This is a genomic window from Conexibacter sp. SYSU D00693 (assembly GCF_017084525.1).
GTDB lineage: Bacteria > Actinomycetota > Thermoleophilia > Solirubrobacterales > Solirubrobacteraceae > Baekduia.
The window spans coordinates 1,115,104-1,136,569 of record NZ_CP070950.1 but is presented as its reverse complement, the minus strand read 5'-3'; the positions used below and the strand labels follow the sequence as shown (position 1 = coordinate 1,136,569).

The 21,466-nt window shown below is 74.4% G+C and carries 19 protein-coding genes and 1 pseudogene; 14 read left to right on the top strand and 6 right to left on the bottom strand.

The window, feature by feature from the left end:
* Positions 1 to 11: 11 nt before the first annotated feature.
* Positions 12 to 766: pseudogene (locus tag JUB12_RS22315) on the bottom strand (SDR family oxidoreductase).
* A gap of 37 nt (positions 767 to 803) precedes the next feature.
* Between JUB12_RS22315 and def the strand changes: the two are divergent.
* Positions 804 to 1,400, top strand: coding sequence for a peptide deformylase (gene def, locus JUB12_RS05730; protein ID WP_205698665.1), 597 nt, complete (start codon positions 804 to 806; stop codon positions 1,398 to 1,400).
* 6 nt (positions 1,401 to 1,406) lie between these two features.
* Positions 1,407 to 2,267: a methionyl-tRNA formyltransferase gene (locus tag JUB12_RS05725; protein WP_205698664.1), complete on the top strand. Its 861-nt coding sequence runs from the start codon at positions 1,407 to 1,409 to the stop codon at positions 2,265 to 2,267.
* On the opposite strand, the gene JUB12_RS05720 is transcribed toward JUB12_RS05725, so the two are convergent.
* Positions 2,264 to 2,497 (bottom strand): hypothetical protein, encoded by a 234-nt coding sequence (locus JUB12_RS05720; RefSeq protein ID WP_205698663.1) that lies wholly within the window; start codon positions 2,495 to 2,497, stop codon positions 2,264 to 2,266. The two genes, JUB12_RS05725 and JUB12_RS05720, sit on opposite strands and share 4 nt — an antisense overlap.
* A gap of 46 nt (positions 2,498 to 2,543) precedes the next feature.
* On the opposite strand from JUB12_RS05720, the gene rsmB reads away from it, so the two are divergent.
* From rsmB to JUB12_RS05690, 6 genes are read left to right on the top strand one after another with little or no spacing between them, the layout of a single operon-like run.
* A complete protein-coding gene (gene rsmB / locus JUB12_RS05715; RefSeq protein WP_205698662.1) occupies positions 2,544 to 3,725 on the top strand; it encodes a 16S rRNA (cytosine(967)-C(5))-methyltransferase RsmB in 1,182 nt (393 codons plus the stop codon).
* Complete coding sequence (locus JUB12_RS05710) at positions 3,715 to 3,936, top strand: zinc-ribbon domain-containing protein (protein WP_205698661.1); 222 nt, start codon at positions 3,715 to 3,717, stop codon at positions 3,934 to 3,936. Before rsmB ends, JUB12_RS05710 begins: the two co-directional genes overlap by 11 nt.
* A gap of 19 nt (positions 3,937 to 3,955) precedes the next feature.
* The gene (rpe, locus tag JUB12_RS05705) at positions 3,956 to 4,612 is read left to right on the top strand and encodes a ribulose-phosphate 3-epimerase (protein ID WP_205698660.1); all 657 of its coding nucleotides are present in this window, start codon (positions 3,956 to 3,958) and stop codon (positions 4,610 to 4,612) included.
* 48 nt (positions 4,613 to 4,660) lie between these two features.
* Entirely contained in the window at positions 4,661 to 5,014 is a 354-nt protein-coding gene (locus JUB12_RS05700; RefSeq protein ID WP_205698659.1) for a response regulator transcription factor, read from the top strand.
* Positions 5,011 to 6,768, top strand: a complete 1,758-nt coding sequence (locus tag JUB12_RS05695) for a histidine kinase (protein WP_205698658.1) — start codon at positions 5,011 to 5,013, stop codon at positions 6,766 to 6,768. The genes JUB12_RS05700 and JUB12_RS05695 overlap by 4 nt, the downstream gene beginning before the upstream one ends.
* Positions 6,769 to 6,793: 25 nt before the next feature.
* Entirely contained in the window at positions 6,794 to 7,456 is a 663-nt protein-coding gene (locus JUB12_RS05690; protein WP_205698657.1) for a response regulator transcription factor, read from the top strand.
* 380 nt (positions 7,457 to 7,836) lie between these two features.
* Here JUB12_RS05690 and JUB12_RS05685 read toward each other — a convergent pair whose 3' ends face one another.
* Positions 7,837 to 8,262, bottom strand: a complete 426-nt coding sequence (locus JUB12_RS05685; RefSeq protein WP_205698656.1) for a hypothetical protein — start codon at positions 8,260 to 8,262, stop codon at positions 7,837 to 7,839.
* 172 nt (positions 8,263 to 8,434) lie between these two features.
* Here JUB12_RS05685 and JUB12_RS05680 point away from each other — a divergent pair, with 172 nt between their 5' ends.
* The 3 genes from JUB12_RS05680 to JUB12_RS05670 all read left to right on the top strand — a co-directional run bounded on the left by JUB12_RS05680 (position 8,435) and on the right by JUB12_RS05670 (position 13,153).
* A complete protein-coding gene (locus JUB12_RS05680) occupies positions 8,435 to 9,772 on the top strand; it encodes a calcium-binding protein (RefSeq protein ID WP_205698655.1) in 1,338 nt (445 codons plus the stop codon).
* Between the two features lie 121 nt (positions 9,773 to 9,893).
* A complete protein-coding gene (locus JUB12_RS05675; RefSeq protein WP_205698654.1) occupies positions 9,894 to 10,619 on the top strand; it encodes an ABC transporter ATP-binding protein in 726 nt (241 codons plus the stop codon).
* A 2-nt stretch (positions 10,620 to 10,621) separates the two neighbouring features.
* Positions 10,622 to 13,153, top strand: a complete 2,532-nt coding sequence (locus tag JUB12_RS05670) for an ABC transporter permease (protein WP_205698653.1) — start codon at positions 10,622 to 10,624, stop codon at positions 13,151 to 13,153.
* Here JUB12_RS05670 and JUB12_RS05665 read toward each other — a convergent pair.
* From JUB12_RS05665 to JUB12_RS05655, 3 genes are read right to left on the bottom strand one after another with little or no spacing between them, the layout of a single operon-like run.
* Entirely contained in the window at positions 13,144 to 14,421 is a 1,278-nt protein-coding gene (locus JUB12_RS05665) for a lipopolysaccharide biosynthesis protein (protein WP_205698652.1), read from the bottom strand. The two genes, JUB12_RS05670 and JUB12_RS05665, sit on opposite strands and share 10 nt — an antisense overlap.
* Positions 14,421 to 15,050 carry a bifunctional 2-polyprenyl-6-hydroxyphenol methylase/3-demethylubiquinol 3-O-methyltransferase UbiG gene (locus JUB12_RS05660; RefSeq protein WP_241004429.1) on the bottom strand — a complete coding sequence of 210 codons (630 nt, stop codon included), beginning with the start codon at positions 15,048 to 15,050 and terminating at the stop codon, positions 14,421 to 14,423. The genes JUB12_RS05665 and JUB12_RS05660 overlap by 1 nt, the downstream gene beginning before the upstream one ends.
* A complete protein-coding gene (locus JUB12_RS05655) occupies positions 15,047 to 16,096 on the bottom strand; it encodes a glycosyltransferase family 2 protein (protein WP_205698651.1) in 1,050 nt (349 codons plus the stop codon). Before JUB12_RS05655 ends, JUB12_RS05660 begins: the two co-directional genes overlap by 4 nt.
* Before the next feature lie 248 nt (positions 16,097 to 16,344).
* Between JUB12_RS05655 and JUB12_RS05650 the strand changes: the two genes are divergently transcribed.
* The 3 genes from JUB12_RS05650 to JUB12_RS05640 are packed head-to-tail and all read left to right on the top strand — an operon-like array spanning position 16,345 to position 21,140.
* Complete coding sequence (locus JUB12_RS05650) at positions 16,345 to 17,799, top strand: hypothetical protein (RefSeq protein WP_205698650.1); 1,455 nt, start codon at positions 16,345 to 16,347, stop codon at positions 17,797 to 17,799.
* Positions 17,786 to 19,360 (top strand): hypothetical protein, encoded by a 1,575-nt coding sequence (locus JUB12_RS05645; RefSeq protein WP_205698649.1) that lies wholly within the window; start codon positions 17,786 to 17,788, stop codon positions 19,358 to 19,360. Before JUB12_RS05650 ends, JUB12_RS05645 begins: the two co-directional genes overlap by 14 nt.
* A complete protein-coding gene (locus tag JUB12_RS05640; protein ID WP_205698648.1) occupies positions 19,350 to 21,140 on the top strand; it encodes a glycosyltransferase family 39 protein in 1,791 nt (596 codons plus the stop codon). The genes JUB12_RS05645 and JUB12_RS05640 overlap by 11 nt, the downstream gene beginning before the upstream one ends.
* Positions 21,141 to 21,466: the final 326 nt, after the last annotated feature.

The window sequence follows — 21,466 nt, the reverse complement described above, 5'->3', positions numbered from 1 at the left end:
CCTGGCACCGTTCATGCGGCGGGGACGGCGACGGTCGACACGCCGCCGTCGACGACCAGCTCCGTCCCGGTGGTGAAGGTGGCCTCGAGCGCGAGGAAGACGGCGGCGCGGGCGACCTCGTCGGCGTCGCCGAGGCGGCCCATCGGGGTGGCCGCGCGGCCCTCCTCGTACGCCGCGGCGCGCTCCTCGTCGGTCATCCCGGCGACGCCGAAGGTCGGCGTGTCGATGAACCCCGGCGCGACGGTGTTCACCCGGATGGCGTCGCCGACGAGCTCGGCGGCCAGCGAGAACGCGAACGCGCGGACCGCGGCCTTCGTGGCGCTGTAGACCGCGTCGCCGGGCGCCGCCGTGCGGGCCATGAGGGTGGTGAAGACGATCCCGCCGCCGGGCCGGACCTGCCCGACGAGCCGCTGGGCGGTGAAGAACGCGCCCTTGGCGTTCACGTCGAACTGGCGGTCCCCGAGGCCTCGCTGACCTCGGCGAACGGCTCGACCTCCGCGATGCCCACGTTCACGAAGACGGCGTCGACCTCGCCCGCCCGCTCGGCCAGGGCGCTGCGGTGGTCCTCGGAGGTCACGTCGCCGGCCAGCCCCGTCGCCGCCGGCCCCAGCGCGGCGGCCGCCTCGGCCACCTTCGCGGCGTCGCGGCCGGTGACGAGGACCTCTGCTGCACCGTCGACGAGCCGCTGGGCGATGGCCAGGCCGATGCCGTGCGTGCCGCCGACCACCACGGCGCGGCGACCGGCGTACGTCGTGTCGAAGCTCATGCCGTCGAACCTAGGGACGCGGATACCCTGGGGGGCGATGGCCGACCAGCCCGACACCGTCGAGGTCGCCCCCGACGAGGAGGCCGAGGCCCCGCGCCTGGACCCCGAGGTCGCGGCGCGCCGCCGCGCCGCGCTCGCGCACGTGCGCCAGTTCGGCGACCCGGTCCTGAAGACCAGGGCGCGCGAGGTCGAGCACTTCGACCAGGCGCTGCGCGACGAGGTCGCCCGCATGGGGGGCCTCATGCACGACGCGCTGGGCATCGGCCTGGCCGCCACCCAGGTCGGCATCCCGCATCGCCTCCTCGTCTACCGCGTCGAGCACGACAGCCCCATCAACGCGCTGGTCAACCCGGTCCTCGAGTGGTCCTCCAAGGAGGAGGAGTGGGCCGAGGAGGGCTGCCTCTCGCTGCCCGGGGTGCAGGTCGACGTCGAGCGCCCGGTCTACGTCCGCGTCCGTGCGCAGGACCCGACGGGCGCCCCGCTGCTCATCGAGGCCAGCGGCCTCGAGGCCCGGGTGATCCAGCACGAGATGGACCACCTCGACGGCGTCCTCATCCTCGACCGCACGCCGCGCGACCAGCGCAAGCAGGCCATGCGCGTCCTGCGCGCAGCGCTCGACGGCCAGGCCGCCTAGCCCGCCTTGGCGACGGTCTACCTCGGCACGAGCGACTTCGCCGCGGCCGTCCTGCGCCGGCTGGCCGGGAGCCCGCATCGCCCGTCGCTCGTCGTGACCCGGCCCGACGCGCCCAAGGGCCGCGGACGCAAGCTCGCGCCGCCGCCGGTCGCCGACACCGCGCGGGAGCTCGGCATCGAGGTCTTCCAGCCCGCGTCGGTCAACGACGACGACGCCCGCGCCCGCATCGCCGCGCAGCGGCCCGAGGCCGTGGTCGTCTGCGCGTTCGGCGCGCTGCTCAAGGAGCCGCTGCTCTCCGAGCACGAGCTGCTCAACGTCCACCCGTCGCTGCTGCCGCGCTGGCGCGGCGCGGCGCCGGTGGAGCGGGCGATCATGGCCGGCGACGCGCAGACCGGCGTCTCGATCATGCGGGTGACGGCCGGGCTGGACAGCGGCCCGGTCTGCCTGCAGGAGCGCGAGCCGATCCTCCCCGACGACGACTTCGCCTCGCTGTCCCAGCGGCTCGAGGCGCTCAGCGCCCGGCTGCTGCTCCAGGCCCTCGACGAGCGCCCGCCGTTCGCCGAGCAGCCCGAGGACGGCGTGACCTACGCGGAGAAGGTCACCGCGGCCGATCGCGACCTCGACCTCGCCAGGCCCGCCCGGGAGCTCGTGGACGTGGTCCGTGCGCTGCACCCGCACGTGGGCGCCCGCCTCGAGCTCGCCGACGGCACGAAGCTGGGCGTCCAGCGCGCCGAGGTGGCCGGCGACGGCCGCCTGCGCCTGCTCGAGGTCCAGCCGCCCGGGGGCCGCCCGATGGCCTACGCCGACTACGTCCGTGGGCGCGGCGAGGCCCAGCCCGCCGCGGGCGCCCTGGCGCCCGCCGCCTAGCTCGCCGCCAGCCGGCGGTTCTGCGCCTCGCGCCGGCGGGCGTGGTGCGCCTCGCGCCGCTCGCGCTCCTCCCGGCGCAGGTCGCCCAGGACGAGCGCCAGGAGCACGAGCAGGACCACCGACCCGGCCAGGAAGACGGGGGAGGTCCCCTCGACCCCGGTGACGAGCACCATCGCCGCCACGAGGGCGGTGAGCGCCGTGACGAGGGCCATGGAGGAGCGCTGGGCCATGGCCGTCGTGTTCCCGCGATCCCGACGCACCTACCATCGGTCTGACGTGCCTGCCGCGACCCCCGCCCGCCGCGCCGCCCACGCGGTGGTGCGCCGCACCCTCCAGGACGGCGCCTTCGCCGATCGCGCGCTGCACGGCGAGGCGCAGGGCCTGGACCCGCGCGAGCGGGCGCTGGCCAAGCGCCTGGCCTTCGGCGCCGTCCAGCGCCGCGGCACCCTGGACTGGGCGGTCGACCGCCTCGCCAACCGCAAGCTCGACCCGCCGGTGCGCGCCGCGCTGCACCTCGGCCTCTACCAGCTGCTGTTCACCGAGGTGGCGCCGCACGCCGCGGTCGCCGAGTCCGTCGAGCTCGCCAAGCCCTCGCCCGGGGCCAAGCTCGTCAACGCCGTCCTGCGTCGCGTCCAGCGCGAGGGCCTCGGGCTCCCGGCCGACGACACCCCGGCCGGCGCCGCGATCCGCCACAGCCACCCGCGCTGGCTCGTCGAGCTGTGGTGGGACTGGCTCGGAGCTGCGCGCACCCGCGCCCTGCTGGCCGCCGACAACGAGCCCGCCGAGCTCGCCCTGCGGGTCAACCCGCTCGCCGGCACGCCCGTCGACCTCGACGGCCGCCGCGAGGACGACGCGCTCGTCGTCGACGGCCCGATGGACGTCCTGGCCCACCCGCTCTACCGCGCCGGCGCGATCACGCCCCAGTCGCGCGCCTCCCAGCGGGTGGCGCGCACCGTCGACCCCCAGCCCGGCGAGCGCGTCCTGGACCTCTGCGCCGCGCCCGGCGGCAAGACGACGCACCTCGCGGCGCTCATGCAGGACCGCGGGGAGGTCGTCGCGGTCGAGGTCCATCCGCAGCGCGCCAAGGCGCTGCGCGCCAACGCCCAGCGCCTGCACGCGACATGCGTCCGGGTCCTCGAGCAGGACGCCCGCGACCCGATCGCCGGCGGCCCGTACGACCGCGTCCTCTGCGACCCGCCGTGCAGCGGCCTCGGGACCCTGCGCACGCACCCGGACCTGCGCTGGCGCGTGACGCCCGAGGCGATCGAGCGGCTCGTCGGCATCCAGGAGGAGGTCGTCGCCCGCGCCCGCGAGGCGCTCAAGCCCGGCGGGACGCTCGTGTACTCGGTCTGCACGCTCTCCCCGCAGGAGGAGCGCGTCGCCGGCGCGGAGCACTGGCGCACGCTGCCGTCCGAGGACGACACCGACGGCTTCTACACTGCCCGCGATGCTGCCTGAGAAGGTCAGCTTGCGCTGTCCGGGCTGCGGTGAGCCCTGGCTTCGCCCGACGACCCTGCCGGGGCGCTACCGGTGCGTGAACTGCCTGCACCGCTTCGAGCTGCGCTCCGTCTGCCCCGAGTGCGGCGAGCACTCGACCATCGTCCGGATGGCCTCGACCGCGACGACCGTCTGCAACCACTGCGGCGGCTCGATGCTCATCGCGGTCTGACGGCTAGGCTCCCGCGCCCTTGCCGCCGACACGCCGCATCGCCCCGAGCATCCTGTCCGCCGACTTCGCCCGCCTGGGCGAGCAGGTCCAGGAGGTCGTCGACGCGGGCGCGAGCGTCATCCACGTCGACGTCATGGACGGCCGCTTCGTGCCGCCGATCACCATGGGCCCGCTCGTCGTCGAGGCGCTGCGCGGGCGCTTCGCCGACGTCGACCTCGACGTGCACCTGATGATCGCCGACCCGGAGCGCCAGGTGGAGGCGTTCGCGAGCGCCGGGGCGAGCGGCATCACCTTCCACGCCGAGGCCACCGCGCACGTGCACCGCACGCTCGACCTCGTCCGCGAGCACGGCTGCCGCGCCGGCCTGGCGGTGAACCCCGCCACGCCGCTCACGGTCTTCGAGGAGGTCGAGGTCGACCTCGCGCTGCTGATGACCGTCAACCCGGGGTGGGGCGGCCAGCGCTTCATCCCGGCGTCGCTGGGCCGGCTCGAGCGCCTGCGGGCGATCGTCGGCCCCGACAAGGAGGTCGAGGTCGACGGCGGGGTCGACGCGCAGACGGCCGGTCCGTGCGCTGACGCGGGCGCCAGCCTCTTCGTCGCCGGGTCGGCCGTGTTCGGGGCCGGCAGCCCGGGTGACGCCCTGCGGACCATCGCCGCCGCCACAGGCGCGGGGTAGGGCAAGCCGTACCAAGTAGGCCTGTCCCAGCGGCGATCCTCTAGATCAGTGGCTCACACCGTCCTCATCGTCGACGACCACCCGTCGTTCCGCTCGACCGCCCGCCTCCTGCTGGAGATGGAGGGCTTCGACGTGATCGGCGAGGCGCCCGACGGCATGAGCGCGATCGAGCGTTGCGGCGAGCTGCACCCCGACCTGGTGCTCCTCGACGTCAACCTGCCGGACATCGACGGCTTCGACGTCGCCTCCCGCATCACGGGCCGCGACGACTCGCCGACGGTGATCATGGTGTCGAGCCGCGACCCCTCGGACTTCGGCCCGCTCGTGGGCCGCAGCGGCGCCCGCGGGTTCATCCCGAAGGGCGAGCTCTCCGGGGAGGCGCTGACGGCCCTCCTGCGATGAGCTCGCTGCGCCGGGCGCTGGTGGGCCTGGCCGTCCTGGCCGTCGGGTTCGCCGCGGTCGACGCGGTGCTCATCGCCACCAGCGGGCACGAGGACGACGACGTCGTCACGGCGGTCCTCGGGCCGTTCATCGGCGTCGCCTTCGTCGGCACGGGCCTCTTCGCGTGGGCCCGCCGGCCCACCAGCCGCTTCGGCGCCCTCATGACGGGCGTCGGCTTCGCCTGGCTCGCCGCCGGGCTGACCTACAGCGACGACGCGCTGGTCTTCTCGCTCGGCTCGTACCTGAGCCCGCTGTACATCGTCCTGCTCGGGCACATGCTCATCGCGTTCCCGACGGGGCGCATCAGCACCACGGCGGGGCGCGCGGTCGTCGCGACGGGCTACCTCAACGTCCTCGTCCTGCTCGTCCCGTACTACGTGCTGGGCGGGCGCTTCGACGCGGTCCCGGGCGCGCCGGACAACGCGTTCGCGATCTGGGACGAGCCCGACGCGGCGGCGATCTTCGAGTCGGTCGCCCAGCTCGTGGGCGCCGGCCTGGTGGCCGCGCTCTTCGTCCTGCTCGTGCGCAAGCGCCAGCTGGCCTCGCCGCCCCAGCGTCGCGCGATGGCGCCGGTGCTGTGGACGGGCCTCGTGCTCGCGCTGATCCTCACGGCGACGCTGACCGGCGACCTGGTGGGGACGGGCAACGTCGCTCAGACCTTCCCGGGGCTGACCGCGCTCATCGCCTTCGCGTTCCTGCCCTTCGCCTTCCTGCTCGGACTCGCGCGCAGCCGCTACACGCGCGCCGGGGCGGTCTCGGAGCTCGTCGAGCGGTTGAACGAGGGCGCGACGGTCGAGCACCTGCGCGACGCGCTGGCGCGCGCCCTGGGCGACCGCTCGCTGCAGCTCGTCTACTGGTCGCGCCAGCAGGAGCGCTACGTCGACGGCGACGGCCGGCCCGTGCCGCTGCCGCCGGGCCGCGGGCGGATGCTCACCGAGGTCCGCGCCCCAGGCGCGACGGAGGACACCCACCCGATTGCGGCGATCGTCCACGACACGGCGCTGGGCGACGAGCCCGGGATCGTCCGCGCCGCGGGCGCGGCGGCGGCGCTCGCCCTCGAGAACGAGCGCCTGGAGGCCGAGCTGCGCGCCCGCGTCGCCGAGCTCCAGACGTCCCGGCGCAAGCTCATCGAGGTCGGGATGCACGAGCGCCGCGCGCTCGAGCGCAACCTCCACGACGGCGCCCAGCAGCGCCTCGTCGCCCTCTCGCTCCAGCTCGGCCTGGCCAAGGGCAAGGTCCGCAAGGACCCCGATGCGGCAGAGCAGCTGCTCGACGCCGCGCGCGAGGAGCTGGCCGCCGCGCTCGAGGAGCTGCGCGAGCTCGCGCGCGGCATCCACCCGGCGATCCTCACCGACCGCGGCCTCGGCCCGGCGCTGGAGATGCTGGCCGGCCGGGCGCCCGTGCCGGTCGAGGTGGAGGCCGTCCCGATGGAGCGCCTGCCCGTCGCGGTCGAGGCGGCGGCCTACTTCGTGGTGGCCGAGTCGCTGACGAACCTCGCCAAGTACGCCGACGCCGGAGGCGCATCGGTCCGGGCGATCCGCCAGGATGCACAGCTCGTGGTGGAGGTCCAGGACGACGGCAGGGGCGGCGCCGATCCTTCGGCGGGCTCCGGCCTGCGTGGGCTCGCCGATCGCGTCGCCGCGCTCGACGGTCGCCTGGACGTGGTGTCGCCGCCCGGTGAGGGCACGCTCGTGAGGGCCGTGCTGCCGTTCTGAGGTGGGGGAGACTGGGGAGACAGGGATGCGCGTCGTTCTCGCTGATGATTCTGTGCTGCTGCGCGAGGGGCTCGCGCGCCTGCTCGAGGAGCAGGGGATGGAGGTCGTCGCCCAGGCGGGCGACGCCGAGGACCTCCTGCGCAAGGTGGGCGCCCACAAGCCCGACGTCGCGGTCGTCGACGTTCGCATGCCGCCGACCCAGACCGACGAGGGCCTCAAGGCCGCCCTCGAGCTGCGCGAGCGCCACCCCGGCGTCGGCGTGCTCGTCCTGAGCGCCTACATCGAGGAGTCCTCGGCCATGGAGCTCCTCTCCGACGACGCCTCCGGCATCGGCTACCTCCTCAAGGACCGCGTCGGCGACGTCGACCGCTTCGTGGAGGCCGTCAAGCGCGTCGCCGAGGGCGGCAGCGCCCTGGACCCCGAGGTCGTCGCCCGCCTCCTGGGCCGCCGCCGCCGCGAGGACCCGCTCGACGTCCTCTCCCCGCGAGAGCGTGAGGTCCTGGGCCTCATGGCCGAGGGCAAGTCCAACCACGCGATCGCCGAGACGCTCGTCGTCACCGAGCGCGCGGTCGAGAAGCACGTCACCTCGATCTTCTCGAAGCTCGACCTCCCGCCGACCGTGGAGGACCACCGGCGCGTGCTGGCGGTCCTGCGGTTCCTCGGGTCGGGCGGCGGCGCGGCGTCGTAGGCGTCCCGCTCGGGCGGCCGCTGGGTGCGGCGCGCTCGCTGGTCTTCACCGAGAGAGAGGGACCGGCCGGCGTTCGTGGTGGTGCGCGTGTCGTTGAGGCTCTGCTGCCAACGATGGATCGTCACACGAGGCGCGACGAACTGCGAGCGGGTCCGCAGTTGGAGCGCGCGCCATCGTGACCCTGTCGATCCCGGCGTCCCACGCCGGAATCGACAGGGTCACGACGCTCGAACCCACACGACCGCCCGCGGAGGACGCGACCGCGGGCGGCGACGCCCTCAGTGCCGAACAGCGAACGCGTCGAACCCGGACGACGCCCGAGCGGGACGCCAACCGCGCTAGCCGCAGCCGCAGCCGCAGCCGCAGCGCCCGAGGACGCCCTACCGCCCTAGCACCGCGTCCACGCCCCACCGCCCCTGCTCACGCACCAACGTGAGCCGGAGCATCGGGGCCGCGCCACGGTCGACCGCGACGTAGGCGGTGCGGCCGTCGACCTGCGGGACGCCGACCTTCGGGACGGGGCCGGTGAGGGGCTCCATCCGGCGCAGGTCGCACGGGCCGCCGGCCTTGCCGCGGGCGGCGCGGGAGCTCGTGGCGCACACGTCGGAGGCGTCGCCGCGGCGCAGGGCGCGCACGTAGCGGCGCGCGACGCGGCGGGCGGCGTCCTCGCGGGTGGGGGCGGTGGGCAGGACGGCGGTCTGGGTGCCGGCGATGGCGCCGGTGCCGCCCGTCCTACCGGCCTGGTCGTCGGCGGCGCAGGCGCTCAGGACGAGGCCCAGGGCGACCATCCCGCCGGCCGCGCGCACCGGGGGGCGCAGCGCTCGCTGACCGATCCATCCCACGCCGTCGATCCTGCCAGCGCGCCCCCGGACCGTGCGCCGCTTCCGCCGCCCGGCGACGCCCGCCGCGCCGCCCGTCGTGAACGTGTCCGTTCCCGCTCGACACGCCTGGCACGGTCGTGCAAGATCAGCGGCGGTCATGCGGCGGGTCGTCGGCACGGTGGCTGCGGTGCTCGCGACGGTCTCCGTCTGCGCGGTCTCCGCGGGGGCCGACTACGGGCAGGTCCTGCGCGGCACCGACGGGCCCGACCGCCTCGTCGGTGGCTTCGGCGCCGACCGCGTCATCGGCGTGGGGGCCGACGACGACCTCCTCGGCGGCTCGGCCAACGACCGCGTCGAGGGCGGCTTCGGCGACGACACGCTCGACGGTGGCAGCGGCAACGACCGCCTCGAGGGCGAGCACGGCGGCGACATCCTCGACGGCGGCGACGGCGACGACGTCGTCTACGGCGGCCCCGGCAGCGACTTCATCGTCGAGTCGGCCTTCGGCAACGACCTCCTGCTCGACGGCGGCCAGGGCGACGACTACCTCGACGGCAACCGCGGCAGCGACCGCCTGGTCAACGGCGGCGAGGGCGACGACGTCCTGCTCGGCGGGTCGGGCAGCGACCGGCTGCTGGGCGGCCCGGGGCAGGACTGGCTGAACGGGGGCGAGGGCGCCGACATCGTCGAGGGCGGCGACGGCAACGACACGATCGTCGTGGACGACCCGCGGTCCGAGCTCGGCTACGACGCCAAGCGCGACCACATCCTGGGCGGCCCCGGCGACGACGTCATCCGCTCGGCCGTCCCGCTGGGCTTCGTCGACTGCGGCGACGGCGACGACGTGCTCTACGGCGCCGCCGAGCAGCCCGTCAACTGCGAGCGCCACGTCACCGACCTGCACCTGGCGCCGGCGCTGCCGCCGCCCGAGGTCGCGGGCTTCGTCCTGGGCGGCAAGGAGCGCGCCGAGGCGGGCTCGATCGGCCAGGCCGTCCAGCTCAAGCAGTCCGGCACGCCGGGCGACGACGTCCTCGAGGGCGTCGACGCGCCGCGCGGCGTCCTGCCCGACGCCGACCTCCTGCTCGGCAAGGACGGCAACGACAAGCTCTTCGGCCGAAGCGGCGACGACCACCTCGAGGGCGAGGCCGGCAACGACATGCTCGCCGGGGGCGTGGGCAACGACGCGCTCTACGGCCGCACGGGCAAGGACCTCGTGCTGGGCGAGGAGGGCCACGATCAGCTCGAGGGCGGCCGCGGCAAGGACCGCCTCGACGGCGGCCCCGGCAACGACCGGCTCAACGGCGGCTTCGACCCCGACGTCCTGCGCGGTGGGTCGGGCAACGACGTGATCAAGGCCGTCGGAGGCGGACGCGACCGGATCGACTGCGGCCCGGGCATCGACCTGGTCGTGGCCGACTTCCGGGACGAGATCCGCAACTGCGAGAAGCTCCGCGGGTCGATCGCCAACCGCAGGCACTCGCGAGCCAAGCGCTAGCGCGCACCCGGGCGCCCGCGACCCGGACGCCGGATGAGGGTCGGCCCCGGACGTGCCCCTAGGGGACCGGGTACGGGCAGCCGCACCCTCCGCCGTGGACGCTCGTGCGAGCGTGCCGGGCATGTCCACCCCCATCGTCTCCGCGCAGGACCTCGAGCGCACCTACGGCACGGGCGAAGCCGCCGTGAAGGCCCTCGCGGGCGTCACGATCGACTTCCCGGCCGGCGCCTTCACGGCCATCATGGGCCCGTCGGGCTCCGGCAAGTCGACGCTGATGCACTGCCTCGCCGGCCTGGACCGCCCGACCGGCGGCCAGGTGACGATCGACGGCGTCGACCTCGGCGGGCTCGACGACAAGCGCCTCACCGAGCTGCGCCGCACGAAGGTCGGCTTCGTCTTCCAGCAGTTCAACCTCCTGCCGGTGCTCAGCGCGGAGGAGAACATCGTCCTGCCGCTGCGCATCGGCGGCACCCAGCCCGACAAGGCGTGGGTGGACCGGCTCATCGACACCGTCGGCCTGCGCGACCGCCTGCACCACCGCCCCGCGGAGATGAGCGGCGGCCAGCAGCAGCGCGTCGCCGTCGCCCGCGCCCTGGCCACCCGGCCCGCCGTGGTGTTCGCCGACGAGCCCACCGGCAACCTCGACTCGAAGACCTCCGCGGAGATCCTCGGCCTCCTGCGCCGGTCGGTCGACGAGTTCGGCCAGACCGTCGTCATGGTCACCCACGACGCGCAGGCCGCCTCGCACGCCGACCGGCTGGTCGTGCTCGCCGACGGCCGCGTCGTCCACGACGGCGAGGCCGGGACGGCCGACCAGGTCCTCGACCACATGAAGGCCGTCGCCTAGCCATGCTCAAGGTCGCCCTCCGCGGGCTGCTGGCCCGCCGCGTGCGCCTGGCGCTGACCGCCGCCGCGGTCGCGCTCGGCGTGACCCTCATCGCCGGGACCTACGTGTTCACCGACACGATCGACCGGTCCTTCGACAAGATCTTCTCCAACTCGTACGCCGGCATCGACGTCGCCGTCACGCCGCCCGAGGGCGTCGAGAGCGACACGGACGAGGGCCCGCCGCTGCCCGCGGCCCTCGTCCGCCAGATCCGCGCCGTCCCGGGCGTCGCCCAGGTCGAGGGCGCCATCTTCACCCAGGGCGTGATCCTCGACGGCGAGGGCAAGCGCCTCACGAGCGCCGGCCCGCCGTCGTTCATCTCCTCCGTCTCGACGGTCAAGGCGTTCAACACCCTGACCCCGGTCGAGGGCCGCCTGCCGAGCGCCATGGGGGAGGGCGTGATCGACAAGGGCACGGCCGACCGCAAGGGCTTCGAGGTCGGCGACCGCATCTCGGCCCAGGGCGACGGCCCGCGCACGCCGATCCGCCTGACCGGCATCGTGCGCTTCGCCGGCGTCGACAACTACGGCGGCGCTTCGCTGCTGGCGGTGACCATGCCGCAGGCGCAGGCGATCGCCGGGCGCGGGGACGCGTTCAACGAGATCGACGTGCAGGCCGCCGACGGCACGAACGCCGACGCCCTGGCCCGCGCCGTCCAGGCCCGAGTGGGGGACCGCGCCGTCGCCCGCACCGGCGCGGCGGAGGCCAACGCCCAGACCGAGGACATCCGCGACGACTTCTCGTTCCTGCGCACGGCCCTGCTGGCCTTCGCCGGGATCTCGCTGTTCGTCGGGGCGTTCCTGATCTTCAACACCTTCTCGATCACCGTCGCCCAGCGCACGCGGGAGTTCGCGCTCCTGCGCACGCTCGGCGCCTCGCGCCGCCAGGTGCTGGGCTCCGTCCTGGCCGAGGGCCTGCTCCTCGGGGTCCTGGGCTCGGCCATCGGCCTGGCGCTCGGGGTGCTGACCGCCAAGGCGCTGCAGGCGCTGTTCAAGGCCGTCGGCGCCGACCTGCCGTCGACCGGCAGCGTCATCGAGACCCGGACGATCGTCGTCTCGCTCGTCGTCGGCCTGCTCGTGACGCTCGCGGCCACCCTGGCCCCGGCGCTGCGCGCCACCCGCGTGCCGCCCGTCGCGGCCCTGCGCGAGGGCGTGACGATCGAGGCCCGGCGCTCGCGCGTCGCGCCGATCGCGGGGGCCGTGCTGGCCGTCCTGGGCACCGCGCTGCTGGCGGTCGGCCTGTTCGCGGTGGAGGACGAGACCGGCGCGCTCAGCCTCATGGGCGCCGGCGCCGCCGCCGCGTTCATCGGCGTCGCCCTGCTCTCCCCGCGCCTCGTGCCGCCGCTGTCGCAGGTCGTGGGGCGCCCGATGCTCGCGCTCGGCATGCCGGGCCGCCTGGCCCGCGAGAACGCGACCCGCCAGCCCGGGCGCACCGCGGTGACCGCCGCGGCGCTCATGATCGGCGTGGCCCTCGTGACCTTCGCGTCGATCTTCGCGGGCTCGTTCAAGTCCTACATCGCCGACTCGATCGACACGGGCTCCAAGGCCCAGGCGGTCATCCAGAACGGCGACGGCTTCTCGCCCTTCACCCACCAGGCCACCGAGGCGGTGGCGCAGGTCGACGGCGTGGCCCAGGTCTCGCCGGTGCGCTTCGTCAACGCCGAGCTCGACGGGACGGAGACCGACGTCACGGGCATCGACCCGCGGACGTTCTCGGAGGCCTTCAACGTCGAGTGGGACCAGGGCGACGACGCCCTGCTGACGAGGCTCGGCAGCTCTGGGGCCATCGTCTCCAAGGGCTACGCCGAGGACCACGACCTCCGGGTCGGCAGCCCGCTGACCCTGCGCACCGAGAGCGACCAGCGCGTCACCCTGCGCGTCGAGGGCATCCACGACGACGCCACGTCCCTGCTCGGCGACGTCGTCGTGCCCAACGCGACGGTGGAGCGCGGCTGGGCGACGACGAAGGACTCGTTCGTCCTCGTCGACTACGCCCCGGGCGCCGACCCCAAGCCGCAGGTCGACCGGCTGCTCGAGGACCGCTTCCCGATCGCGGAGGCGCTGACCACCGACGAGTTCAAGGACGACCAGGCCGGCCAGATCGACCAGCTGCTGTACATGGTCTACGCCCTGCTGAGCCTGGCGATCATCGTCTCGCTCTTCGGGATCGTGAACACGCTGTACCTGTCGATCACCGAGCGCACGCGGGAGCTCGGGCTCCTGCGCGCGGTGGGCACGACGCGCCGCCAGGTCAAGCGGATGGTCCGCGCCGAGGCGGTGATCACCGCGCTCATCGGCTCGGTGCTCGGCCTCGTGGTCGGCGGCGTGCTCGCGCTCCTCGTCAGCCGCGCCGTCGACGACCTGCCCCTCACGATCCCGGTCGCGACGATGGTCGTCGTCCTCGTCGTGGGTGGCCTGGCCGGTGTGGCCGCCGCGGCGTGGCCCGCCCGCCGCGCCGCCAGGCTCGACGTGCTCGACGCCCTGGCCTACGAGTAGGCGCGGCGGTCCAGCCGCCACAGCAGCGCGCACAGCAGGCCGGCTGCCACGGGGTAGCCGGCCTCCGCGCGCAGGACCTCGTCGTCGATCACGCCGACGAGCATCCACACCACGAAGACGACCGCCGCCAGCGCCCAGATGCCCGCGGCCTGCGCCGCGCGCCCGCGGGCCAGCGCCGCCTGGTTGAGGGTTCCGGCGGTGAGGTGCAGGCCCATGCCGACGGCGACGAGCGCCAGGCCGCCGCGGCCGTAGTCGTAGCCCTCGCCGAACAGCAGGTCCATCGCCCACGGCCCGACGGCGAGCAGCCCGACCGCGATGGAGCCCGCGAACGCGACGACGAGCAGGACGGTCTGGCGGATGGCCTTGTCGAACGCGCCGCGGTCGGCGGTGGCGTCCATCCCCGCGAGGTGGGGCAGCAGCGAGGTCTGCACGACCTGGAAGAGCTGGAGGGGCGCCCGGGTGATCATGAACGCGTTGAACACCGCGCCGGCGAGGCCGACGGTGGAGCCCACGAGCAGGACGCCGGCGTTGACCAGCGTCTGCTCGGCGGCCTGGATGACGGCCACCGACCCCGCGAAGCCCGCGCCCTCGCGCAGGTCGCCGCGCTCGCGCGCCGCCGCCGCGCCGCCACCGCCCCGGCGCGCGAACGCCCACGGGATGACCACCAGCGAGGCCAGCGGCGCGGCCGCGATGCCCAGGGCGACGGCCGTCTGGCCGGAGGCGATGCCGACCGCCACCGCCACCGGGAACGCGAAGCGCGAGAGCGACTCGAAGAGCACGAGCCCGCCGTAGAGCCCGAACCACTGGTGGCCCGCGACGTAGCCGCGGGCGAAGTACGAGGCCGCGTAGGCCAGGGCGGCGACGACGAGCACCCAGTACAGCGCCGAGGAGCCGTCGAGCAGGTCGTCCTCGATCGGGCCGCGCAGGGCGAGCGCCGCGACGAGGAACAGCGCCGCGAACGCCGCCTGGATCGTGATCGGCGTGCGCAGCGAGCCGGCGTCCAGACCCTGGGCCCGGCGTGCGGCGATCGTGCGCGACAGCAGCTGCTCGACCGGCCGGTAGATGACCGACATGACCAGGAACAGCACGGTCCACAGCTGCGCGACGGGGTCGTAGTCGGCCTTGGAGAGGACGTGCGAGCCCACCGCGAAGTACGCGAAGGTGAAGACGCCGGTCGTCGCGATGCCGACCGACAGGATGCGCGCGCCGCGCGCGTAGGCGTCGGGCTGGGCGGCGTCCTCGCCGCCGCCCGCCGGCGCGCTCGCCACTAGCGCAGCTCGACGAGCAGCATCGTCCACGGGAACGGCGAGCGCGCCTCGACGACGCGGCCGTGCCGGGACAGCAGCTCGACGAACGAGCGCTTGGACCAGTGGTTCAGGTGGCCCGGGGTGTTGCCCAGGTCCTTGAGGTAGGCGCCGCGGGCCATGTTGAGCATGCGCCACAGCGGCTCGCGCGGGACCGAGACCAGGAGGTGGTCGGACGCCACGCGCGCCATCTCGGCCACGGTGTGCTCGGGGTCCGGGACGTGCTCGAGCACCTCGATGGCGGAGGCCAGCTCGAACTCGCCGTCGGCGAACGGCAGGTTCTCGGCCTTCATGACCTGGTACTCGAGGTTCGGCGCCTGGCGCTCCTGCCACGCGGCCTGGAGCGTCGCGTCCTCGAGGTCGATGCCGACGATGCGGCGGATGCCCGGCTTCTGGGCCCACTGGTGGGTGAGCACGCCCTCGCCGCAGCCCACGTCGAGCAGCGTCGACGGCGCGGCCTTGCGGAACAGCTCCTCGAGCGTGCGCTCGAAGCCCGCCATGAGCCGGCGGACGACCGGGTTGGTCGAGCCGTACTTGTCGTAGGTGTTGCCGGTGACGGTGCCCTCGGCGTCGACGGTGACCTGCGAGCTCACAGCTGGATCGCCTCCCGCTCCTCGGTGTGGGGACCGGCGTGCGCGCCGGTCGTCGGCGCCTGGCCGGTGGGCTTGGCGCCGGGCTCGTAGTGCGACGGCGGGACGTCGAGCTGGAGCTCGATGCGCCGCACGCGCTCGAAGATGCGCTGGGTCATGATCCGCTGCCCGTAGAGCAGGTCGCCGATGACGCCGAGCGCGGCGAGCACGACCGAGGCGTTGAACAGCACGGCGCCGAAGATCAGCGACTGGACGTGGCCGGCGCCGTCGCCGCCGATGTAGGCGACGGTGAAGCGCGTGAACGGCACGCAGGCGGCGAGGAAGAGCACCGCCGCGAGCGTCATGAAGACCTTGAGCGGCTCGTACTGCGCGTAGATGCGGGTGATCGCGACGGCGTTGCGCCGCACGTAGGCCCACATCGACGGGAACAGGCGCGACTCGCGCGTCTTCGGGTTGGTCCGGATCTGGACGTGGTCCGTGGCGACGAGGAGCTTGCCCGCCTGGATCAGCGTCTCGAGCGTGTACGTGTACTTCGAGACGACCGCCATCTGGATGGCGGCCTCGCGGTTGTAGGCGCGGAAGCCGGAGGTCGTGTCCGGGATCTCCGTGCTGGAGGCCTGGCGCACGACCCAGGAGCCGAGCTTCTGGAGGCGCTTCTTCAGCGGCGAGAAGTGCTCGATGCTGTCGGTCTCGCGGTCGCCGACGACCATGTCCGCGCGGCCCTCGAGGATCGGCCCGACGAGCTTCGGGATGTCGGCGCCGTCGTACTGGTTGTCGGCGTCGGTGTTGACGATGACGTCGGCGCCGAGCTTGAGGCAGGCGTCGAGGCCCGCCTGGAACCCGGCGGCCAGGCCCTTGTTGTTCGTCAGCTTGACGATGTGGTCCACGCCGTTGGCCCGGGCGACGTCGATCGTCCGGTCCGTCGACCCGTCGTCGATCACCAGCCACTCGACGACGTCGAAGCCGGCGACCTCGCGGGGGAGGTCGGCCAGCGTGCCGGGGAGGTGCTCCTCCTCGTTGAGGCAGGGGATCTGGATGATGAGCTTCATGGCGTCGGCGGGTCGGCGGCGCGGACCTGCTGGGGCCCGCGGGGCCTGGGTGGACGGCGTCGCGTGGGGGCCGGATGCGGCCAGCCCTTGCCGTACACTCGTCCGGGCATCATCGCACGGGTCCGGAGAGGGCGCCATGGAGCCGTCCCCGCTCCCTCCCCGAGACCGTCCGAGCCAGCCACTGCATGGAGAGCGCGACCATCACCCGGCCGCGGCCGGGCGCAGCGCCGTGGGCCCGCGCGCGAGCCGTGCCCCTCGCCGCCTGGGAGCGCGCGGGGCTCGTCCTCCTCGCCGTCGGCGCCGCGGTGGGCTTCGCGCTGTACCCGACCTGGCCGAACTACGACTCGGCCTACTCACTGGTCTGGGGCCGGGAGGTCGTCGACGGGGCGCTGCCGAGCTTCGACGCGTTCCGCGCGCCGACCGAGCACCCGCTCGCCGTCGCGGTGGGGACGGTCCTGGCGCCGCTGGGGACCGAGCTCGCGCCGCGCGTCTGGCTCGCGCTGACCGTCGTGGCGTTCGTCGTCCTCGTCGCGGGGGTGCACCGGCTCGCGCGCGTCGCCTTCGGCCCCGCCGTGGCGTTCGTGGCGGCGCTCCTGCTGCTCTCGCGCCTGGACTACGGCTTCCTCGCCGCGCGGGGCTACATCGACGTGCCCTACCTCGCGCTCGTGGTGTGGGCGGCGGTGCTGGTCACGGGCGCCGGGGGCCGCGCGGCCCAGCGGCCCGTGCCGGTCCTCGTGCTCCTGGCGTTCGCCGGGCTCCTGCGTCCCGAGGCGTGGCTGCTCGCGGGCGCCTACTGGCTGTGGCTGGCGACGGACCCCGCGGCGGACTGGCCCGGGCGCGTGCGGCTGGCCGTCCTGACGGCGGTGGCGCCGCTGCTGTGGGTCGCCACGGACTGGATCGTCACCGGCGACCCGCTGTTCAGCCAGCACCACACGAACGACCTCGCCGCCGAGCTCGGTCGCCAGAAGCGCGCGAGCGAGGCCCCCGAGCTCCTCGTCCACTACCTCGAGAAGCTCACGAAGTGGCCCGTGCTCGCCGCCTCGGTCATCGGCATCGTCCTCGCGTGGCGGATGGCGCGCGAGCGGGCCGCGGTGCCGCTGGTGCTCACCGCCTCGGGCGTCCTGACCTTCGGCGCCATCGCCGTCGCGGGCCTCGCGGTCATCGACCGCTACCTCGCGATCTCGGCCCTCGGCCTGCTGCTCTTCGCCGCCTTCGCGGTCGCCGGGTGGACCCGGCTGCCCCGGGGCCACCGCTGGCGCGCGCCCTGGGCCGCGGCCGCCGCGGTCGCCGTCCTCGGCGGCGGCGGATGGACCGTCACGCACCTCTCGCTGGACCGCGTGACGTGGGAGCTCGAGCAGCGAGCGGACGTCCGACGGCAGCTGGAGGGCATCCTGCAGGACCCCGCGGTGCAGCGCGCCCGCGCCTGCGGGCCCGTGACCGTGCCGACCCACAAGCTCCTGCCCGACACCCGCTGGATCCTCGACGCCGCCGAGCGCGACGTCCTCGCGCGCAACCAGCTGCGCGACTTCGGGCGGCACACGAAGGGCGTGCACGTCCACCTCCACGGCGAGGCGATGCTGCGCAACACGGCGTACGGGCCCTTCGACTCCTGGAAGCAGGAGCCGCCGCTCATCCTCGTCCCGGGCCCGGACGCCCGGGTCATCGCGCGCACGGAGGGCTTCACGGCGTATGCGTCCTGCTGAGTCGGCGACAGCGGCCGGCGCCGCGACGAAGGTCGTGGCGGTGCGCGACGACGCGGCGTCCGCCCAGCCCGCCGCCCCCCGGCGCGGCGGCGGCGCGGTGACGTTCGTGCGCGGCCTGCCGTGGCCGGCGCTCTGCCTGGCCGCCCTGGCGATCGCCACGCTGGTCGGCGCGATCGTCTACCCGACCTTCCCGAACTACGACAGCTACTACTCGCTGCTGTGGGGCCGGGAGGTGCTCGACGGCCACCTGCCGAGCTTCGACGCGTACCGCGCGCCGACGCAGCACCCGCTCGCGGTCGCCTTCGGCGCCCTGCTCTCGCTCATCGGCCAGGACGCCGACCGGGTCATGGTCTGGTGCACCCTGGCGTCGTTCGTCGTGCTGTGCGCCGGCGTGTACCGGCTGGGCCGCACGGTCTTCACGCCGCTCGTCGGCCTCGCCGCCGCGGCGCTGCTGTGCACCCGCTTCGACTTCCCGTTCCTCGCGGCACGCGCGTACATCGACGTCCCGTACCTCGCCTTCCTGCTGTGGGCGGCCGCGCTCGAGGCCGAGCGCCCGCGCCGCGGCGGGATCGTGTGGGTCCTGCTCATCTGCGCCGCGCTCCTGCGCCCCGAGGCGTGGCTGCTGTGCGGCATCTACTTCCTGTGGCTGTCGCTGCGGGCCACCTGGCCCGAGCGCGTGCGCTACGCCGTCCTCGCTGGCGTCGGCCCGGTGACGTGGGCGCTCACGGACTTCATCGCCACGGGCGACCCCGTGTTCTCGCTCACCCACACCACCGGCCTGGCCGAGGAGCTCGGGCGCACGAAGGGCCTCTCCGAGGTCCCCGGCGCGATGCAGGACTTCTTCTTCAACCTCGCCAAGGCCCCGGTGGTCTACGGCGGGATCGTGGGCTTCGGGCTGGCGCTGTGGTTCGCCCCACGGCGGCTGGCGATGCCGCTGGCGCTGTGGCTCATCGGGACCCTGACGTTCGTCATGGTCGGCGTCGCGGGGCTGTCGGTCATCGACCGCTACCTGCTGGTCCCCGCGCTCATGACGATGCTCTTCGCGGCGGTCGCGCTGGCGGGGTGGACGATGCTGCGCAGCGACGGTCGAGCCGGCCTGGTGCGGCGGGCGTGGATGGGGCTGTCGGTCGTCGTCGTGGCCTACGGGGCGATCTTCACCGCGACCCACGTGCAGTTCGGCTCCTTCGACCGCGAGCTGGACCTGCGCGGCGCCACCCACAGCTCGCTCGTCGCGCTGCTGGACCGCCCGGCGGTGCAGGACGGCCGGGCGTGCGGGCCGGTCTCCGTGCCCAACCACAAGCTCGTGCCCGAGGTCCGCTGGGTCCTCGACGCGCCCGAGTCCGGCGTCATCGCCCGCAGCGACCCCGAGCAGGACCGCACGGAGCGTCGCGGCGTGGCCCTCTACGTCACCGAGCGCAGCGCCCTGCTGCGCCAGGCGCTCGTCGAGCGGTCGGACGACGTCTTCGACAACATCCCCATGGCAGGATTCCGGTTCGTGGGCGCTTCCCGCCACTACGGGGCCTACGTCGCCTGTGGGGGAGGGACCGCGGGTGGCGGTTGACGTCCGTTCGCTGCGCGACGAGGCCGCACCGGCGCGCGCGCAGCCGCCGGCGCCCAACCGCGCCGCCGCGGCCGTGCGCCGGGCCGCCGCCGGCTGGAGCTGGCGCTGGGGCCTCGCGGTCGGGGTCCTGCTCGTCGGGACGTTCGTCCTGCGCGTCTGGGGCGCCGACCACGGCATGCCCTACGCGTTCAACGCCGACGAGAACGCGCACTTCGTCCCGAAGGCGATCGGGCTCTTCGGGCACGGGTGGAACCCGGACTACTTCGTCAACCCGCCCGCCTACACGTACCTGCTGCACATCGTCTTCGACGTGTGGTTCGGCGGCCGTGAGGGCGTCTCGGCCCAGTACGCCTCGGACCCCACCGAGGTCTTCGTCGTCGCGCGCGTGGCGGCGGCAGCGTGCGGGACGCTCGCGGTGTGGCTGCTGTACCTCGCCGGCGCACGGCTCTTCGACCGCCGGGTCGGCCTGCTCGGGGCGGCGCTGCTGGGCGTCGCGTTCCTGCCGACCTTCTACTCGCACCTCGCGCTCAACGACGTCCCGACGCTCGCGCCGATCTCCCTGGCGCTGTGGGGCGTCGCCGGGGTGCTGCGGATGGGGCGCCTCGGCGACTACGCCGTGGCCGGCCTCGGCATCGGCCTGGCCTGCGCGACGAAGTACACGGGCGGCATCGTCCTGCTGCCGCTGCTGGGCGCGACGCTCGCGCAGTTCCTCGCGCCGGAGGGCCACCGCCCGGCGCTGCGCGGCCTGGTCGTCGCGGGCGCGTGCTCCGTCCTGGCCTTCGTCGTGGCCAACCCGTACGCCGTCCTGGACTGGGACGCGTTCATGGACGGCCTCAACCACCAGACGACGGTGGCCGACGACGCGCTGGGCAAGCTCGGCCTGACCGAGGAGAACGGCGTCCGCTACTACCTGTGGACCTTCACGTGGGGCCTGGGCTACGTGCCGCTGATCGCGGCGGTCGCCGGCGTCGTGGCCCTGTTCCGCGACGAGCGCCGCCTGGTCTACGTCCTGGCCCCGGCGCCGCTGCTCTTCGTGCTGTTCATGGGCTCGCAGGAGCGCTTCTTCGGGCGCTGGCTCATGCCGGTCTTCCCGATCGTCTGCCTGCTCGGCGCGTACTTCGCGGTCGAGGCGGTGCGCTGGGCGGCACGCCGCGCGCCGATGTTCCGCCCGACGTTCTACGCCATCGCGGCGGTCCTGCTCTGTGGCCAGGCGGCCGTCGCCTCGGTGCACATCGCGCAGGTCCTCTCCCGCGAGGACACGCGCAACATGACCCGGGAGTGGTTCGTCGCCAACGTCCCGGTCAAGACCAAGGTCGTGGTCGAGCCGGTGGTGCCCGACGGCTGGGCGCAGGACGTCGGCGACCCGTCGCCGCTGACGGCCAACGGCAACCGCTGGGTCAAGTACCCCACGAGCCGCTCGCTGCTCGCCAACGACGGCACCGAGCTGCCGCCGCCCGGGCGCATCGTGAACATCGAGGACTACGAGCGCACGCTGTTCCCGGAGCTCGTGGACGAGTACGTCGAGCAGGGCTACTGCTGGGTCGTCGTCGGCTCCACCCAGCGCGGGCGCGCGGAGGTCGAGCCCGAGGTCGTCCCGCGGGCGCTGGCCTACTACCGCGAGCTCGAGCGCCGCGCCGACGTCGCCTACAAGGCCTCGCCGTACAAGAAGGGCAAGGGCCCCGTCGAGTTCAACTTCGACTGGTCCTTCGACTTCTACCCGCTCGACTACCACCGGCCGGGGCCGACCATGTGGGTCTACCACCTGCGCGACTGCGCCTGAGGGGCGCCTCGCCGCCCCTGGCAGCGTCATCGGGCCAGGCCCGTGCTGGCGCACTGTGCCTGCCCCTCTTCCTCGCCAGGGACGACGATCCGGCCCTCAGGCGCAGTCGCGCCTCGCGCCCTTCGCAGCGTCACCGGGCCAGGCCCGTGCTGGCGCACTGTGCCTGCCCCTCTTCCTGCACGGGGACGACGATCCGGCCCTCAGGCGCAGTCGCGCCTCGCGCCCTTCGCAGCGTCACCGGGCCAGGCCGGTGCTGGCGCAGTGTGCCTGCCCCTCTTCCTGCACGGGGATGACGATGCGGCCCGCAGCCGCAGCCGCGCGGGCCC

Bases quoted from the DNA above. Each gene is read 5' to 3' on its own strand.
- JUB12_RS05645 (WP_205698649.1), top strand. From the start codon at position 17,786: ATGCGTCCTGCTGAGTCGGCGACAGCGGCCGGCGCCGCGACGAAGGTC.
- JUB12_RS05695 (WP_205698658.1), top strand. From the start codon at position 5,011: ATGAGCTCGCTGCGCCGGGCGCTGGTGGGCCTGGCCGTCCTGGCCGTC.
- JUB12_RS05655 (WP_205698651.1), bottom strand. From the start codon at position 16,096: ATGAAGCTCATCATCCAGATCCCCTGCCTCAACGAGGAGGAGCACCTC.
- JUB12_RS05690 (WP_205698657.1), top strand. From the start codon at position 6,794: ATGCGCGTCGTTCTCGCTGATGATTCTGTGCTGCTGCGCGAGGGGCTC.
- def (WP_205698665.1), top strand. From the start codon at position 804: ATGGCCGACCAGCCCGACACCGTCGAGGTCGCCCCCGACGAGGAGGCC.
- JUB12_RS05680 (WP_205698655.1), top strand. From the start codon at position 8,435: ATGCGGCGGGTCGTCGGCACGGTGGCTGCGGTGCTCGCGACGGTCTCC.
- JUB12_RS05710 (WP_205698661.1), top strand. From the start codon at position 3,715: ATGCTGCCTGAGAAGGTCAGCTTGCGCTGTCCGGGCTGCGGTGAGCCC.
- JUB12_RS05720 (WP_205698663.1), bottom strand. From the start codon at position 2,497: ATGGCCCAGCGCTCCTCCATGGCCCTCGTCACGGCGCTCACCGCCCTC.
- JUB12_RS05675 (WP_205698654.1), top strand. From the start codon at position 9,894: ATGTCCACCCCCATCGTCTCCGCGCAGGACCTCGAGCGCACCTACGGC.
- JUB12_RS05670 (WP_205698653.1), top strand. From the start codon at position 10,622: ATGCTCAAGGTCGCCCTCCGCGGGCTGCTGGCCCGCCGCGTGCGCCTG.